Origin of the sequence: Olsenella uli (assembly GCF_901212655.1) — a bacterium.
GTDB classification, from domain to species: Bacteria; Actinomycetota; Coriobacteriia; order Coriobacteriales; family Atopobiaceae; genus Parolsenella; species Parolsenella uli_A.
In genome coordinates this window covers 51082-66701 of the sequence record NZ_CAAKON010000044.1, presented here as the reverse complement: position 1 = coordinate 66701, position 15620 = coordinate 51082, and the positions used below count along the sequence as shown (strand labels likewise).

The window sequence follows — 15620 nt, the reverse complement described above, 5'->3', positions numbered from 1 at the left end:
TGTGCGCCGGGGCGTAAAATTCTACGCTTTTTGATTGGGCCGCTCTGTCGCCCGTGGCGAAAGCTCTGGAAGAACAGGGCGGTCGGCGCGGGCCCTAGGCCTCCTTAGCCGGCGCCTCCACGTCGTGACGGTTCACGCCCTCGTGGTTGGCGATGGCCGCACGCACGAACTCGCGGAACAGCGGCTGCGGGTGCGTCGGGCGGCTCTTGAACTCCGGGTGGAACTGGGCGGCAACGAACCAGGGGTGCACATCCTCGGGAAGCTCGACCATCTCGACGAGGCGGTCGTCGGGAGAGACGCCGGAGAAGGTGAGGCCGGCCTCGCGCAGGCGATCACGGAAGGCGTTGTTGACCTCATAGCGGTGACGGTGACGCTCGTAGATGAGGTCCTCGCCGTAGGCCTCGTGGGCAAGGGTGCCGGCGGCAACCTTGCACGGGTAGGCACCGAGGCGCATCGTGCCGCCCTTGGCCGTGACGTCCTCCTGGTCCGGCATGAGGTCGATGACGGGATATTCGCAATCAGGCACGAACTCGGTGGAGTTGGCGCCGGGCATGTCGGCGACGTTGCGGGCGTACTCGCAGACGGCCACCTGCATGCCAAGGCAGATGCCCAGGAACGGGAGCTTCTGGGTGCGGGCGCGATGGGCGGCGAGGACCTTGCCCTCGAGGCCGCGGATGCCAAAGCCGCCCGGAACGAGGATGCCGTCGGCGCCGCCGAGGACCTCCTCGACGTCGGACTCGTCGAGGTTCTCGCCGTCAATCAGGTTGATGTTGACGTGGCGGCCATAGTAGACGCCGGAGTGGTGCAGGGCCTCGATGATGGAGAGGTAGGCGTCGGGCAGCTGGGTGTACTTGCCCACCACGGCGATGGTGGTGGTGTCCTGCTTGGCGTTGGCGGCGTGCATGCGGTCGGTGAAGCCGTACCACTCGCTCATGTCGCTCTCGCGCGGGTCGAGGCCGAGGCGCTCGCAGACCTTGAGGTCGAAGCCCTGGTCGGCGAGGTGCTTGGGCACGTCGTAGATGGAGGCGCAGTCGGAGTTCTCGAAGACGTGGTCGGCGTCGACGTCGCAGAAGCTCGCGATCTTGGCGCGGATGGGCTCCTCCACCTCGTGGTCGGAGCGGCAGACGATGAAGTCGGGCTGGATGCCGAGGGCACGCAGCTCCTTGACGGAGTGCTGCGTGGGCTTGGTCTTCACCTCGTGGGCGGCGGCGATGTAGGGCACGAGAGAGACGTGGATGAAGCAGACGTCGCTGGCGCCCTTGTCGCGACGGAACTGGCGCATGGCCTCGAGGAACGGCTGGCTCTCGATGTCGCCGATGGTGCCGCCGAGCTCGGTGATGACCACATCGGCGCCGGTCTGCTCCTCGATGCGGAAGAAGCGCTCCTTGATGGCGTTGGTGACGTGCGGGATGACCTGCACGGTGCCGCCGAGGAAATCGCCGCGACGCTCGCGCGTGATGAGCGACTGGTAGATGATGCCCGTGGTGAAGTTGGAGTTGCGCGTGAGGTTCTCGTCGATGAAGCGCTCGTAGTGGCCGAGGTCGAGGTCAGTCTCCTTGCCGTCCTCGGTCACGAAGACCTCGCCGTGCTGGAACGGGCTCATGGTGCCCGGGTCAACGTTGAGGTAGGGATCGGCCTTCTGCATCATGACCTTGTAGCCGCGGGCCTTGAGAAGGCGGCCGAGCGAGGCGGCCGTGATGCCCTTGCCAAGGGAGGAGACGACGCCGCCAGTGACGAAGATATGCTTGGTCATGTGGTTGTACCTGCGCTTTCCCGTAAAAGAACCTAGTGTCTCTACGGGAAATTCATTCTAGCACCACGCACGCGCCCCCGCTGCGCTTGCGCCGTTTTTTCATACGCCGCAAGCCAAGGTCGGCGACCTACCACCAGAAGGGCGCCCCGGCACACGCCACGGCAACGTCAACAGAGCCGACCCCGGCACGTCCCGAACGCGAGGCCAAGGGACTTGCGAAGCAAGTGACCGAGCGGACGGGATGCGCCGGGGTCGGCGGCGGATCATCACCTATGGTAGATGCCGGCGCGCTCGTACTTGGGCTCGCAGCATACGTTGATCCCGAGCTTCTTCAACAGCTCCTCGTCGGTCGCCGAGATGATCACGGAGAAGAACGCGTCGCACCCGCGCAGCTCCTCGAGCCCTGTCAGCACGCACGCGGCAACCGGGCTCGTTGCGCTCGTGATGGAGAGCGCCATGAGGGTCTCGTCCGGGTGCAGGCGCGGGTTTTGGCTGCCAAGGTAGTGCGTCTTGAGACGGCTGATGGGCTCGATGGCCTCGTCGCTGATGACCTCGAGCTCCATGTCCACGCCGGCAACCTCCTTGAGCGCGTTCATGATGAGCGAGCTCGCCGCACCGAGCCGCTCGCTCGTCTTGCCCGTGACCACCGAGCCGCCGGGCATGACCATGGCGCCCACCGGAGCCCCCGTGACCTGCTCCTTCGTGAGTGCGGCCGAGCGCGCGGGCGAGAAGTTCTTGTCCACGCCCGCCTTCTTCATGATGAGCTTCAGGCGGTCCACCAGCTCGTTGCCCACGCCGGTGCGCCTCACCTGCACGGCCGCCTGGAAGTAGCGGCGCACGATCTCCATCTTGCTCGCCTCGCGGCAGGCCTCGTCGCTCGAGATGGCGAAGCCCACCATGTTGACGCCCATGTCCGTGGGGCTCTGATAGGGGCTCTCCCCTAGGATTCGCTCCATGAGGGCATGCACCACGGGATAGGCCTCGACGTCACGGTTGTAGTTGACCGTGGTCTCGCCATGGGCCTCGAGGTGGAAGGGGTCGATGATGTTAGCGTCGTCCAGGTCTGCCGTGGCCGCCTCGTAGGCCACGTTGACGGGGTGGTTGAGCTGCAGGTTCCACACGGGGAAGGTCTCGAACTTGGCGTAGCCCGCCTTCGTGCCGCGACGGTGCTCGTGGTAGATCTGCGAGAGGCAGGTGGCGAGCTTGCCGGAGCCGGGGCCCGGCGCGGTCACCACCACGAGCGGGCGCGTGGTCTCCACGAACTCGTTTCTGCCGTAGCCGTCCTCGGAGACGATGAGGTCCACGTCGTGCGGATAGCCCTCGATAGGATAGTGCAGCTTGCAGGGGATGCCGAGGGTGTCGAGGCGGCGACGGAAGACATCCGCAGCCCCCTGCCCCGCGTACTGCGTGAGCACCACGGCGGCAACGGCGAAGCCCTTGGCGCGGAAGAGGTCCACGAGGCGCAGGACGTCCTCGTCATAGGTGATGCCCAGGTCGCCGCGCGCCTTGTTGCGCTCGATGTGGTTGGCGTTGATGGCGATGATGACCTCGACCTCGCTCGAGAGGCTCTCAAGCATGCGGAACTTGACGTCCGGCTCAAAGCCGGGCAGGACACGGCTCGCGTGGTAATCATCAAAGAGCTTGCCGCCAAACTCGAGGTAGAGCTTGCCGCCAAACTGATCGATGCGCTCCTGGATGCGCGCTGCCTGCAGCTCGATGTAGCGGTCGTTGTCGAATCCGGTGCGCATGGCGGCTCCTTGTGGGGTCGTGGCGTATGGGAACGGGGACGGCTCGGTACCTCGGTAGTGCGGTCCAAGGCCCCTGCAGAACGGCTCGGCACTCGGTAGCATACAGGCAAACGAAAAACCAAAGGCCCATCGTTTTCCGTGGCCTTACGACCCCCTCGACGGCGCCAATTCTTGCCCTTAGGGAGGGAGTAAGTCGAGTTTTCTATTGTTTTCCACGGCCTATGGTGCCTCCGTCCGACGTAAGACGAGAAGGCATTCGCAAAATCGCAGGTAGATAAGGTGTTAGAACTCTACCGCCTCACACTGACCCCGAGAGGTCTCCGAAAAACTATAGATAGCAGCACTCCCTCGACACAAACCGGGGTTTTGGGCGTCGATCGCGTCCGAGGACACAAATAGGTAAGGTCTGTGGCAGCAAAGCGTGCCGAGACAGGAGGACATGTGACCCAGACTCAAGAGCCCGCCGCTCACGACATCCCCGTCGGAACCCCCACCTTGGACGAGCCCGCGGACACCGGACGCGCCACAGCAGAGACGACGCCCACCGCCACCATCCAGACCCGCCTGCGCCCGCTCTACAGCGAGGGCGGCCTGGCCAGGCTTGCCGGGGCGCGCGTGCTCGTGCTGGGTCTTGGAGGCGTGGGGTCCTCCTGCGTCGAGGCCCTCGCACGTAGCTGCGTGGGCGAGCTCTACCTCGTGGACCGAGACGTGGTCGACCCGAGCAACCTCAACCGCCAGGCACTCGCCTTCACGAACACCCTCGGCCAGCGCAAGGTAGACGTGATGCGCGGCATGATCGCCCACATCAACCCGAGCTGCCACGTGGAGACCCGTTGTCAGTTCGTCTCGCGCGAGAACCTCCCCGAGCTGCTTGCCTGGGCCGGCGCCGAGGTTGACGCGGAGGGCAACGTTGTCGGGGCGGGCAAGATCGACTACGTCGTGGACGCCATCGACACCGTGAGCCAGAAGCTCGCGCTCGCCGAGGTCAGCTGGCGCGCCCGCATCCCCCTCGTGAGCAGCATGGGCGCGGCCAACAAGCTGCACCCGGAACTCTTCCAATTCGCCGATGTGCGCAAGACGCGCGTCTGCCGGCTCTCGCGCACCATGCGCAAGGAGTGCGCAAAGCGCGGCATCCGGCACCTTGAGGTGCTCTACTCCCCCGAGGAGCCAGTCCGCCCGCACGAGGTGGCGGGCTCGTCGCACGGCGGGCTCCCCAACCTGGGAACGGCCTCGTTCATGCCGCCCATCGCCGGGCAGATGGTGGCTGGCCGCGTCGTGCGGGCGCTGCTGGGCTTCGAGCCCTGGCGCTGGGCGCAAACGACGGAAGCGTAGCGCCCACGGTCGGGGGCGCAGCGATTCCAAGGAGCGATGGGACATGAGCAGCCACGTGGAAGCGACTATCTGGCACGACATGCACTGCCACCTGGACTTCCTTGCCAATCCGGGAGCCGTCGCGCGGGAGCTCGCCTCGCTGGGCGTGGACGCGCTCTCGGCAACCGTGACGCCGGATGGATTCGAGCGCGCGGGCAGGAGCTTTGCCGGCGCCACGAACGTGCGCGTGGGTGTGGGGCTCCATCCCTGGTGGGTAGCCGATGGCACCTGCGGGCCCGGGGATGTGGCCCGCGCCGCAGAGCTCGCGGCCGCCAGGCGCTATGTCGCCGAGGTTGGCCTCGACTTCGCCCACGGCCGCGACGCCTCGGCCGACGCGCAGGTAGCCGCCCTCGACGCCATCCTCGCCGCCTGCGAGGGCGGCGGCCACGTGCTCTCAATCCATGCCGTGCGCTCGGCCGGCGCCGTGCTGGACCTCCTCGAGGCACACGGTACCTGTGCCAACAACGACGCCATCCTCCACTGGTTCTCCGGTACCGGCAACGAGCTCGCCCGCGCTCGCAAGATGGGCTGCCTCTTCTCCGTAGGGCCGCGCATGCTCGCCACGCGTCGGGGCCGCGAGTACGCCCACCAGATACCCGTAGGCCGGCTCCTCCTCGAGACCGACCTGCCCGGATCGCCCGAGGAGGGAGCCACCCTGTCGCCCACCGCGATTGCCGAGGGGCTTCGAGGCGCCCTCGACGTCATCGCGAAACTCCACGGCGAGGACGCGCCCCCGAAGATTGCCCGCCATTCCGCACGCCTGCTCGGCCTGTAGGGTATCTGGGCCCCACGGAACTCCCCCGGCCCGCAGGACCCACCGGCGCCCTCCAACTCGCGGGCCACCCGGCTCGCGACGCGGGCGCCCCAACCCACAAGGTCGCCCAGGTCGCGGTGCGGGTCCTCAAACCACGCCGCGCCCATCCCCACGACGCCCCGCTTGCCGCTCGCCAATCGGCCAACGGCGTCAGGGAAGCGTAAGGCGCGAATACGGCCCTCGCGCGGGCGGGTAGACTGGGCATAATGACCCCTCGGAAGGGAGCACTCATGTTCTTTGCAAACATCATCGTTGCGCTCGTTGTCCTGCTTGTTGTCATCTGGCTGCTGTCCCAGGCGTTCTTCGTGGTCAAGCAGCAGCACGCCGTCATCATCGAGCGGCTTGGCAAGTTCAATCGCATCGTGTACGCCGGCTTCAACGTCATGATTCCGTTCATCGACCGCCGAGCCGCCACCATCAGCCTCCGCACCATGAAGAACGGCTTCAACGTTGACGTGAAGACGCAGGACAACGTTACCATCGACCTCGAGATCTCGGCCCAGTACCGCGTCGACGGGCGCCGCGGCGACTCGCCCGCCGAGTCGGGCGTGTACAAGAGCTTCTACACCCTGCAGAACCCCGCCGAGCAGATGCGCGACTTCCTCACGGACGCCCTGCGCAGCGCCATCCCCGTCTACACGCTTGACGAGGTCTTTGCCAAGAAGGACGACATCGCCCGCGACGTCAACGAGACAGTTGCCGAGCAGATGGAGGGCTACGGCTTCCAGCTGGTCTCCACCCTCATCACCAAGATCGCGCTGCCGCGCGAGGTCGAGGACTCCATGAACCAGATCAACGCCGCCCAGCGCACCAAGGCGGCGGCGCAGGACCTCGCCGAGGCCGACCGCATCAAGCGCGTCACCGAGGCAAAGGCCGAGGCCGAGGCGATGGAGGAGAGCGGCAAGGGCATCGCCAACCAGCGCAAGGCCATCGCCCAAGGCATCAAGGACTCGCTGGGCACCATCCAAGAGAGCGGCGTCTCGGGGGCCGAGGCCAACGCCCTGTTCATGTTCACGCAGTGGACCGAGATGATGGCCGACTTTGCCAAGAGCGGCAAGGGCTCCACGGTGGTGCTGCCGAGCGACTTCCGCGAGAGCGCGAGCATGTTCGAGCAGATGATCGCCGCCCAGAGGCAGAGCGAGGGCCAGAGGAGCCGCGAGTAGTTTCACCCGTAGCCCGGTTGCGCGCCGGCGATCGGCATCGATAGGCAGGCGCGCCGGCCCGCAATCAGCCCCATGCCTGCCGTGCAATCGACAAAGCATCACGCAAAGAGGGACGGTCGCCGAGAGGCGGCCGTCCCTCTTTGCGACGCGAGACCCGCGTCGCGCGGACACTCTATATGCGCGCCTAGCGAGCGGCGCCCTCCCCCAGAAGCTCGCGGGCGTGCTCGAGCGAGATCTCGCTCGTGTCGCCGGAGAGCATGCGGGCAATCTCGGCCACGCGTCCCTCGCCGTCAATCTCGGTCAGCGAGGTCTCGGGCACGCCCGAGACCTCGCCCTTCGAGACGAGGTAATGGCGCTCGCCACGCACCGCCACCTGCGCGAGGTGCGTCACCACGATGACCTGGTGCGTCTTGGCAAGGTCTGCGAGCACCGCCGCGAGCGAGCGCGCCGTGGAGCCGCCCACGCCGGCGTCGACCTCGTCGAACACGAGGGTGTCCACACCGTCCGCCTCGCCAAGGACCACCTTGCACGCCAGCATGACGCGGCTCACCTCGCCGCCCGAGGCGATGCGACGCAGTGGGCGGGCCGTGAGGCCCGTGCCGGGGCGATACATGAGCTCGACGCGACTGGGCCCCGTCGCGCCCCACTGGGCGCGGGGCAGACGCTCCACAGACACCTCGAGCACGGCCGTCCCCATCTCGAGGCGGGCCATCTGCCCCGTGACGGCCTCGGCGAAGCGCGGCGCCGCCTCGCGGCGCACGGCATCGAGCTCGTCGGCCGCCTTCGCGAGCCTGCGTTCGGCGGCCTCGACGGCCTTTGCCGCGCACCGCTCGCGCTCCCCCGAGTCTCCGGAGGCCTCGACGACCTCGCGAGCGCGCTCGCGCCGGGCAAGCACGTCGTCCATACCGGGGCCAAAGGTACGCATGAGGCCCTGGAGCGCCGCCATGCGCTGCTGCATGCGGTTGAGCTCCTCGGGGTCGAGCTCCACGGAGTCGCGGTAGCCGCGCAGCTGGGAGCCGGCGTCCTCGATGTCGATCAGCGAGCTCTCGAGGGTGTCTGCCAATGAGCCCAGGGCGTCGTCGTAGCGCGCCGCCTCGCGCAGCGCCTGCACGGCCGAGGACAGAGCGTCCGCGGCGCCTCCGTCACCAGACACGGCCTCGCGGGCGGCCTCGCTCGCCCGGAGCAGCGCCTCGGCATGCTCGGCCCGCGGCAGTGACTCCTCGAGCTCCTCGAGCTCCCCCTCCTGTGGGTCGACCTCGTCGATGCGCCTGAGCTCGAAGGCCGCCTGCTCGAGGCGCTCGGCACCAGACTGCGCAAGCTCATGCACGCGCGCAAGCTCCTCGGCGGCATCGCGGGCCTCCCCCAACGCCGCTCGGTAGCCCTCCAGAGCCGCAGACGCCGCCTCTCCGGTCCAGGCGTCGAGCATCGCGGCGTGCGTCGCCACGGAGAGCAGGCGCTGGTGCTCGTGCTGGCCGCAGAGGTCGACCGTGGCACCCACCTGCTCGGCCAGCTCGCGCACGCTCGCCATGCGGCCGTCAATCTCCACGCGGCCGCGGCCACCCGCCTCCACGCGCCGGCGCACCACGTGGCCTTCATCGTCATTAGGGCCCAGGTAGACGCGCCCCTCCACAAGCAGGTAGTCGTCGCCCTCGCGGACGGCGCCTGCGTCGGCGCGCTCGCCTACCAGGAGCTTCAAGGCACTGAGCAGGGCCGTCTTACCGGCGCCCGTCTCACCCGTCAGCACCGTGAGGCCGGGCGCGGGCTGGATGGTCGCGTCGCGGATCAGGGCGACGCTCTCAACGTGGAGCTCGTCAATCATTGCTTTTTCCTCATGCCCCCATAGAAGACGCGCGAGACGGAGTCATAGAACCCGCCGGCATCGGAGTCGAGCAGGATGATGTCACCCGCGCCGCGCCGTACCGTGCAGGCCGCGGTGGAGCCGCCCTCGGGGCAGGTCACGAGCCGGCCGTCTACGAAGACGCTGCTCTCCGCCGGGCGGTCCGGCGAGAGCTGGAGCTCCACCACGTCGGAGGAAGACGTGAGGAAGGCGCGGGCGAGAATCGTGTGGGGCGCGATGGGCACGCAGACCATGCCGTTGAACTCAGGCGTCACGATGGGCCCGCCGGCAGAGAGCGCGTAGCCGGTGGAGCCCGTGGCGGTGGACACAACGAAGCCGTCGCCCCTCAGGCGGTCGATGTGGTTGCCGGACACCGCGACGTCGAACTCGATCATGTCGCCCAGGCCGCCGCGCGTGAGCGCAAGTTCGTTCAGGGCAAAGTGGTGGGTGTCGCGCTTGAGGCCACCACCGCAGTCGAAGGTGACGTCCACGTCCAGCGTGGCGCGACGGCTCTGGTGCATCTCGCCGGCAAGCGCCGACGCCACGGACCTCACGACCTCGTCCGACCCGGCGCCCGTGAGAAAACCGAGATGACCGAAGGACAGGCCGAGGATGGGAATCTCACGGTAGCCCACGATCCGCGCGGCGCGAAGGAGCGTTCCGTCGCCACCCAGCGAGACCACGAGCGCGCAGCCCTCGGGGTCGCAGACGCGGTTGGGCTCGCGCTTCTTGTCGTGCGCCCACGCCACCTCGACTCCCTCGTGGGCAAGCCACGTCTCCAGGACGGCGGCCGCCTGAACGGCATCGAGCCGAGAGTAGTTGGGGACCAGCAAGATCTTCACGCGGCGCTTCCCTTCACGCGGAGACGTGCAAACAGGCGTCGCCGCTTGCGGGGATTGGACGCCCCGGGGGCGAACGCCTGTATCATACGCACCTGAGTGTAGCACCGAGTGGCAGCCTAGCGGAGGTGGGCACCCCGCGTCCGATACTTGGCCCGCGCCTCAGCGAGGTAGCGATAGTGCTCCGGGCGATGCGCGTCGCTGGCGATGTAGGAGTAGAGGTTCGCGTCGAACAGACGCTTGGCAGGCCTGTGCTCGTGGCCGAGCCTGCCGCCCCTCACGAAGTCCGCCGAGGCCTGGAGCTTGCAGCCAAGCTCAACGAGACGCTCCGCGAGGCGGATGTCCTTCTGGATGGCGCGGTAGCGCTCGGGATGGGCGATGATGACGGTGTAGCCAAGGGCCTGGAGCTCGTAGATGTAGCGCTCGTACTCCTGGAAATCATCCGGGGTGGCACCCGTCCTCAGCTCGAGGAGGAAGGTCGTGGCAGTATCGTCCGGCTCGAGCACGCCACAGCCCAGGCGCGGGGCCCACCCCATCCCCAGGCTCCGCAGCTTCTCGATGTTCACCTCGAAGCCCATCGTCATGGGCATCTCGGGCGCCGAGGCGCGAAGCTCGCGAAACGCCGCCCACATGGCCTCGTAGTCGAAGTATGGGTTGCGGCAATGGGGCGTGCAAACGATAGAGGTGACGCCCGCGGCCTGGGCGGCCTCGAGCATGTCCATGCTCTCGGCAAGGTCGCGGGCACCGTCATCGACACCGGGGAGTATGTGGCAGTGGATGTCGCGCATGGCGGCCGCTGCCCGCTAGCGGGTGTAGGGGTTCTTGGACGGCACGTAGGGGCCGCCGGAACCCTGGCCGGCGCGCTGCGAACGCGTGCCCTGCTGGCCATAGGCCGGAAGCGGGGCCTGGGCGCGAGAGGCGGGAGCCTGGGGCCTCGCGGGCGCGCCGGGCGCCGAGGAGCCGGAGGCGACCGTCACGTAGCCATGGGCGGAGCCGTTGCGCGCGGCACTCTGCTGGGCCGCGATCACGAACGCGCCCGTCTCGGAGGGAGAGACCTTGCGCGCATGCTCGGGGGCGACCTCCGCGGCCTCGTACCCGGGGATGTCCTCCGCGGCCTCGCGCTCGGGGATGCCCCCCGCGGCCTCGTGCTTGGGGGTGCCCTCCGCGGCCTCGTGCTCGAGGGCGTCCTTGGGTGCAGCTACGGCGGGCTTGGAGCCCTCTGTCTCGTGATAGTAGTAGTCGTAGTAGCCACTCGAGCTGAGCTCGCAGCAGTTCAGCACGGAGCCCAGCACGTTGGCGCCGGCCTTGCGCAGCTGCTCGATGGCGTCGGCCGCCACCTCGCGCTTCACGAAGTTCTCGCGCACCACGAACAGTGTGCCGTCCGTGAGTGTCGCCAGCTCCGCGGCGTCGACGAAACCACCCACCGGCGGGGTGTCGAAGATCACGAGGTCGTAGTCTGCGCGCAGGTCGCGCACGAGCTTGCGGAAGCGCTTGGACGCAATGACGTCGGGCGGGTTGGGAATGCCCGGCTCCACGTCGAGGAAGTCGAGGTTCTTCTGGTGCGTGGGCGTCATGGCGTCGTCGAGCGACACCTTGCCGGAGAGCACCGCGTACAGGCCATGCGCGCCGCGGACGTCGATTTGGGCGGCCATGGAACGTTGGCGCATGTCGCACTCGACAAGCGCCACGTGCCTGCCGCCCGTGGCGGCGGCGTTGGCCAGGGCGGCGGCCACGGTGGTCTTGCCCTCATTGGGGCGGGAGCTGGTGACGGTCACCGTCTTGATGGGCGAGTCGATGGACGCGAAACGAATGTTGGCGAGCAGCGTCTTGGCGGCGTTCTGCATCGCGGACTTGTCGGAGCCCTTCTTGCGCGGCATGGCCTACCTCCCCGTCTTGGTCAGGGGGATACGCCCGATGACGGGGACCCCGAGCGTCTCCTCGGCGTCATCCACGCCGCGGATCTTCGTGTTCACCATGTCGACGAGCACGATGCCCGCCACGGCGACGAACAGGCCGCCGAGGAAGGCGACGGCCGTGTAGAGCTTGCGGTTGGGGCCACTGGGCTCGGTGGGCGTCTTGGCCTCGTCGATGACGTTGACGCCCTGGACGCCCATGGACTCCTGGGCCACCTTGGAGATGGCGGCGCCCACGGCGTTGGCCACCTGGGAGCACTCGCGCGGGTCTTTGCCGGTGACGGAGAGCTTGATGACGCGTGTGGTGGACTCGCTCGAGACGCTGATCTTGAAGGCCTTGAGGTCGGTGATGCCCAGCTGCGCGGAGGCGGCGTCGAGCACGCTCTCGCTATCGGCAAGCGAGGCCACGTCGTTGGCGATCATCTGGCCGGCGTTGAGGTCGGAGTACAGGTTGGACGACGTGCCCTGCGTCGCCCCCTTGGCTTGCACGTAGAGCGTCGTGTCGGCTGTGTAGGTGTTGGACAGGAGCAGGAAGCTCACGGCGGCCATGGTCGCGGCGCAGGCAACCGGCAGGGCGATGACCACCCCGAGGTGCTTACGCATAAGGTGGAGAAGGTCCAGCAGAGTCATGCTTCGCGAATCCCCTCTCGGGGGAATCACGCATGCCCCCACTAGGTTTCTTTGCTGAGCTAGCATACAGCACGCCCCGCGGCATGCCCCCGAAGAATGGCCCGCGCACCGGTTTTTGCGGTGCTTGCACACAAGCTCGCCTGAACGGCGGCGGCTCCAGCGAATAGCTCATATAGGAAATCGATGACGGAGGCCGACGGCCGCCTAGCGCGGGCCCGCGTGCCACCAGGCCAGTGGGCCCGTGAGGCCGCTCGGGCTAACGACCCCTCGTGTCACCCATGAAGAACAGCGCCACGGTGCCGGGGCCGGTATGCGAGCCGATGACCGTGCCGATGTCGTTGATGGTGACCTTGCCCGCGAGCGCCGGGAACTGCGCCTCCACAAGGTCGCGGACGTGCTCGGCGTCCTCGCGGCATGCGCTCATGGAAATGGCGCACTTGCCGGCGTACGCGGCGCCACCCTCCGCGTGCTCGAGCATCCGGGCCACCACGTCCTTGGCCGCCTTGCCCTTGGTGCGGATCTTGTCGCGCGGGATGAGCTTGCCCTCGTCATTCATGTTGAGCACGGGGCAGATACGCAGGGCCGTGCCCACGAATCCGCTCACCCTCGAGACGCGGCCCCCGCGGATGTAGCTCGTGAGGTCCGTGGAGAAGAACCAGTGGTGGACGTTCAGGCGGTGCGCGAGCGCCCACTCGTAGGCCTCGTCAAGGCTGGCACCGGCGTCGCGGAGGTCCGCCACGTAGTCCACGAGCATACCGTAGCCCGAGCTCGCTCCCAGCGAGTCCACCACGCGAACGCGCCGACCGGGGTAGGCCTCCTCGAGCTGCGCGGCCGCCACGCAGGCGGAGTTGTACGCGCCGGAGAGGCCGCTCGAGAGCGTGATGTGCAAGACGTCCGAGCCCAAGGCCACGATGGGCTCCCAGAGCTCGAGGTACTCGCCCACGCCCACCTGCGAGGTGGTGGGCTCGCCGCCCGCCTTGACGGCGGCGTAGAAGGACTCGGGCGAGATGGACTGGTAGAGGTCGTCCAGGTGGTCCACCCCACCCTCGTTCCAATGGAAGCAGGCATACGGGATGCCGCGAGACTCGAAGAAGTCCCGTGGACGGTCTGCGGTGGAGCAGCAGGTGAGCGTGAAGGTGGGCATCTGGACCTCGCGATGACGTGGAAACCCCCGGTCGGGGCCTACGCGCCCGATTGTACCGCCGACCTGTCCGCGCCCTCCGCCTCGCTCCCGCGAACGGACGTCGCCCCGGCGGCAGCCCCCGCGGCGTCGGGCGCGCCATCCGCGGCCAGACCCTCGGCGGTGCCGCCCGTCTCCCCCGCCTCACCAAGCGCGCGGGCGCGGCCACGCCCCAGCTCCTCATCCCAGGCGCGCAGGGTCTCCCAAATCTCGTGCGCCACCTCCGCCGGGATGCCTGGCACGGCGGCAATATCGGGCTCAGTGGCATCGCGCAGGCGCTTCATGGACCCAAAGGCACGGCGCAGGGCCCGCTTCCGCTTCTCCCCCACGCCCGGAATCTCGTCCAGGATCGAGACGGTCATCGCCTTGTCGCGGAGCTCGCGATGGAAGGTGATCGCGAAGCGGTGGGCCTCGTCTCGCACACGCTTCACCAGGTAGAGCGAGGCAGAGCCCGAGGGCAGCACCACCGGCATATCGTCCCAGGGCACGAAGAGCTCCTCGTCGGACTTGGCGAGACCCGCCATGGGGATGTCGATCCCCAGCTCGCCCAACTGCTCGATGGCAGCCGTGAGCTGCGGCTTGCCACCATCGAGGATGAGCAGGTCGGGCTTCTTGCCAAAGCGCTCGTCTGCCATGCGCTCGGGGCTGTAGCGACGGGCCAAAACCTCGCTCATGGACACGAAGTCGTTGGCCTCGTCCAGCTCCGCCCGAATCTTGAAGCGGCGGTACTGGCCCTTGTCGGGGTGCCCGCCCGTGAAGACCACCATCGACGCCACCGTATGCTTGCCGTGGATGGTGGAGATGTCGAAGCACTCGATACGCATGGGAGGCTCGTCGAGGGCGAGCGCGCTCTCGAGCTGGAGCAGCGCCTGGTTGGTGCGCTTGTCCTCGTAGCCGGTGCGCAGCTCGTAGCGCGCGAGGTAGTGATGGGCGTTGTTGACGGCCATCTTGGCGATGGCGGCCTTCTGGCCGCGCTGGGGCACGTGGAGCTCCACCTTGCGACCGCGCCGGGCGCCGAGCCAGCCCTCGAGCGTCTCGGCGTCACCCAGCTCGCAGGGCACGCAGACCTCGAGCGGGATGTCGCTCGTCTGGTCGTAGTAGCGCTTCACGAAGCCGCTCGTGAGCTCCTCCTCGCCCACGTCGAGACCCTTGTCCAGCACGAACTCGCAGGTGCGGCTCACGCGGCCCTCACGCACCACGAACACGCAGGCGCCCGCGATGGTCTCCTCGCGCCAAAAGCCGATGACGTCGACGTCCTGCGCGCTCGAGAGCACGACGCGCTGCTTGTCGTCCAAGCCGTCGATGACGGCGAGCCTGCGCTTGACGCGCCCCGCGCGCTCGAAGTCCAGATTGGCGGCGGCCTCGGCCATCTCGCCCTTGAGTTGATTCACGAACTCCGCGCGATGCCCGGAGAGGAAGCGCTCCACCTGTGCCACGTGGCCCGCGTACTCCTCGGGCGTGATGCAGCCCGCGCACACACCTGGACCGCGGCCCACGTGGTAGTCGAAGCAGGGCCGGCCGTGCTCGGCCTGGGCGAGGGCCACCACGTCCGTCTGCTCGGGATGGGCCTGCACCTGGCGGCGCACGCGCTTCCACTCCGCGCAGGTGCCGATGCAGAGCGGCATTACCTTGCGCACCACGTCGATGGTGGCGCGGGCGGCACGGGCATCGGTGTAGGGGCCAAAGTAGCGCGTGTCCGCACGGTGACGCTCGCGCGTGTACTTGATGGCCGGAAAGAGGTCGCCCTTCGTGATGGCGATGAAGGGGTAGCTCTTGTCGTCCTTGAGGTCCACGTTGAAGGGTGGCCGGTACTGGTGGATGAGGTTGATCTCGAGCACGAGCGCCTCGTGCTCGGAGCCCACCACCACGTAGTCGAACGAGCGCGTGGCGGCCATGAGGCGCGGCACCATGGGCCGCTCGTCGGTGAGCTGCACGTACTGGCGCATGCGGGCGCGCAGGTTCTTGGCCTTGCCCACGTAGAGAACCTCGCCCGCCGCGCCCTTCCATAGGTAGCAGCCGGGGTCGGTGGGCACGCGTGACACCTGCTCGGCGATGCTCGGGGCGTGCGCGGCCTCGTTGCGGGCGGCGGCGCCTGGCGCGGCGGCCTCGACCGAGGGAGGCGCAGACACGGCGGCCGTGACACCTGCTGCATCCGCCATAGTCACGTTCGCGGAAGACTCTGGCATGGCGGGCGCGACGCCGGCGGCGTCCGGCGCGCCGCTCCGGTCCACGTCCCCCGCGCTCGTTTCCGTCTGACCCACTCGCTCGTCCGCCACCTGGCACCGCCCCCTTCGTTGTTACCAAATAGTATCAGCGAGCTGTCAAATCACCTTGTGAGTACTTGCCATTCTCCCAACGAGTGCTATCGTTCA

At 67.9% G+C, this 15620-nt stretch carries 12 protein-coding genes; 3 read left to right on the top strand and 9 right to left on the bottom strand.

Annotation, left to right across the window (positions count from 1 at the left end):
• Positions 1–94 precede the first annotated feature (94 nt).
• Together EFAMC2_RS08585 and EFAMC2_RS08580 are read right to left on the bottom strand one after the other, a co-directional pair.
• A complete protein-coding gene (locus EFAMC2_RS08585; protein WP_154028601.1) occupies positions 95–1753 on the bottom strand; it encodes a CTP synthase in 1659 nt (552 codons plus the stop codon).
• Between the two features lie 266 nt (positions 1754–2019).
• On the bottom strand, positions 2020–3501 hold the full coding sequence (locus tag EFAMC2_RS08580; protein ID WP_154028599.1) for a DUF1846 domain-containing protein: 1482 nt from the start codon (positions 3499–3501) through the stop codon (positions 2020–2022).
• Positions 3502–3942: 441 nt separating this feature from the next.
• On the opposite strand from EFAMC2_RS08580, the gene EFAMC2_RS08575 reads away from it, so the two are divergent.
• From EFAMC2_RS08575 to EFAMC2_RS08565, 3 genes are all read left to right on the top strand, one after another.
• Positions 3943–4833: a ThiF family adenylyltransferase gene (locus EFAMC2_RS08575; RefSeq protein WP_261980216.1), complete on the top strand. Its 891-nt coding sequence runs from the start codon at positions 3943–3945 to the stop codon at positions 4831–4833.
• A 43-nt stretch (positions 4834–4876) separates the two neighbouring features.
• Entirely contained in the window at positions 4877–5647 is a 771-nt protein-coding gene (locus EFAMC2_RS08570) for a TatD family hydrolase (RefSeq protein ID WP_154028597.1), read from the top strand.
• 269 nt (positions 5648–5916) lie between these two features.
• Complete coding sequence (locus tag EFAMC2_RS08565) at positions 5917–6849, top strand: SPFH domain-containing protein (RefSeq protein ID WP_154028595.1); 933 nt, start codon at positions 5917–5919, stop codon at positions 6847–6849.
• Between the two features lie 184 nt (positions 6850–7033).
• Here EFAMC2_RS08565 and recN read toward each other — a convergent pair whose 3' ends face one another.
• The 7 genes from recN to uvrC form a co-directional block, all read right to left on the bottom strand.
• Complete coding sequence (gene recN, locus EFAMC2_RS08560) at positions 7034–8668, bottom strand: DNA repair protein RecN (protein WP_154028593.1); 1635 nt, start codon at positions 8666–8668, stop codon at positions 7034–7036.
• Positions 8665–9528: an NAD(+)/NADH kinase gene (locus tag EFAMC2_RS08555; RefSeq protein ID WP_154028591.1), complete on the bottom strand. Its 864-nt coding sequence runs from the start codon at positions 9526–9528 to the stop codon at positions 8665–8667. Before EFAMC2_RS08555 ends, recN begins: the two co-directional genes overlap by 4 nt.
• A 116-nt stretch (positions 9529–9644) precedes the next feature.
• A complete protein-coding gene (locus EFAMC2_RS08550; protein WP_154028589.1) occupies positions 9645–10313 on the bottom strand; it encodes a CpsB/CapC family capsule biosynthesis tyrosine phosphatase in 669 nt (222 codons plus the stop codon).
• Positions 10314–10328: 15 nt separating this feature from the next.
• Positions 10329–11402 (bottom strand): CpsD/CapB family tyrosine-protein kinase, encoded by a 1074-nt coding sequence (locus EFAMC2_RS08545; protein WP_222838576.1) that lies wholly within the window; start codon positions 11400–11402, stop codon positions 10329–10331.
• Between the two features lie 3 nt (positions 11403–11405).
• Positions 11406–12068, bottom strand: coding sequence for a YveK family protein (locus EFAMC2_RS08540; protein WP_154028587.1), 663 nt, complete (start codon positions 12066–12068; stop codon positions 11406–11408).
• 256 nt (positions 12069–12324) lie between these two features.
• Positions 12325–13212, bottom strand: coding sequence for a DegV family protein (locus EFAMC2_RS08535; RefSeq protein WP_154028585.1), 888 nt, complete (start codon positions 13210–13212; stop codon positions 12325–12327).
• Between the two features lie 38 nt (positions 13213–13250).
• Positions 13251–15407: an excinuclease ABC subunit UvrC gene (gene uvrC / locus EFAMC2_RS08530; RefSeq protein ID WP_154028733.1), complete on the bottom strand. Its 2157-nt coding sequence runs from the start codon at positions 15405–15407 to the stop codon at positions 13251–13253.
• Positions 15408–15620: the final 213 nt, after the last annotated feature.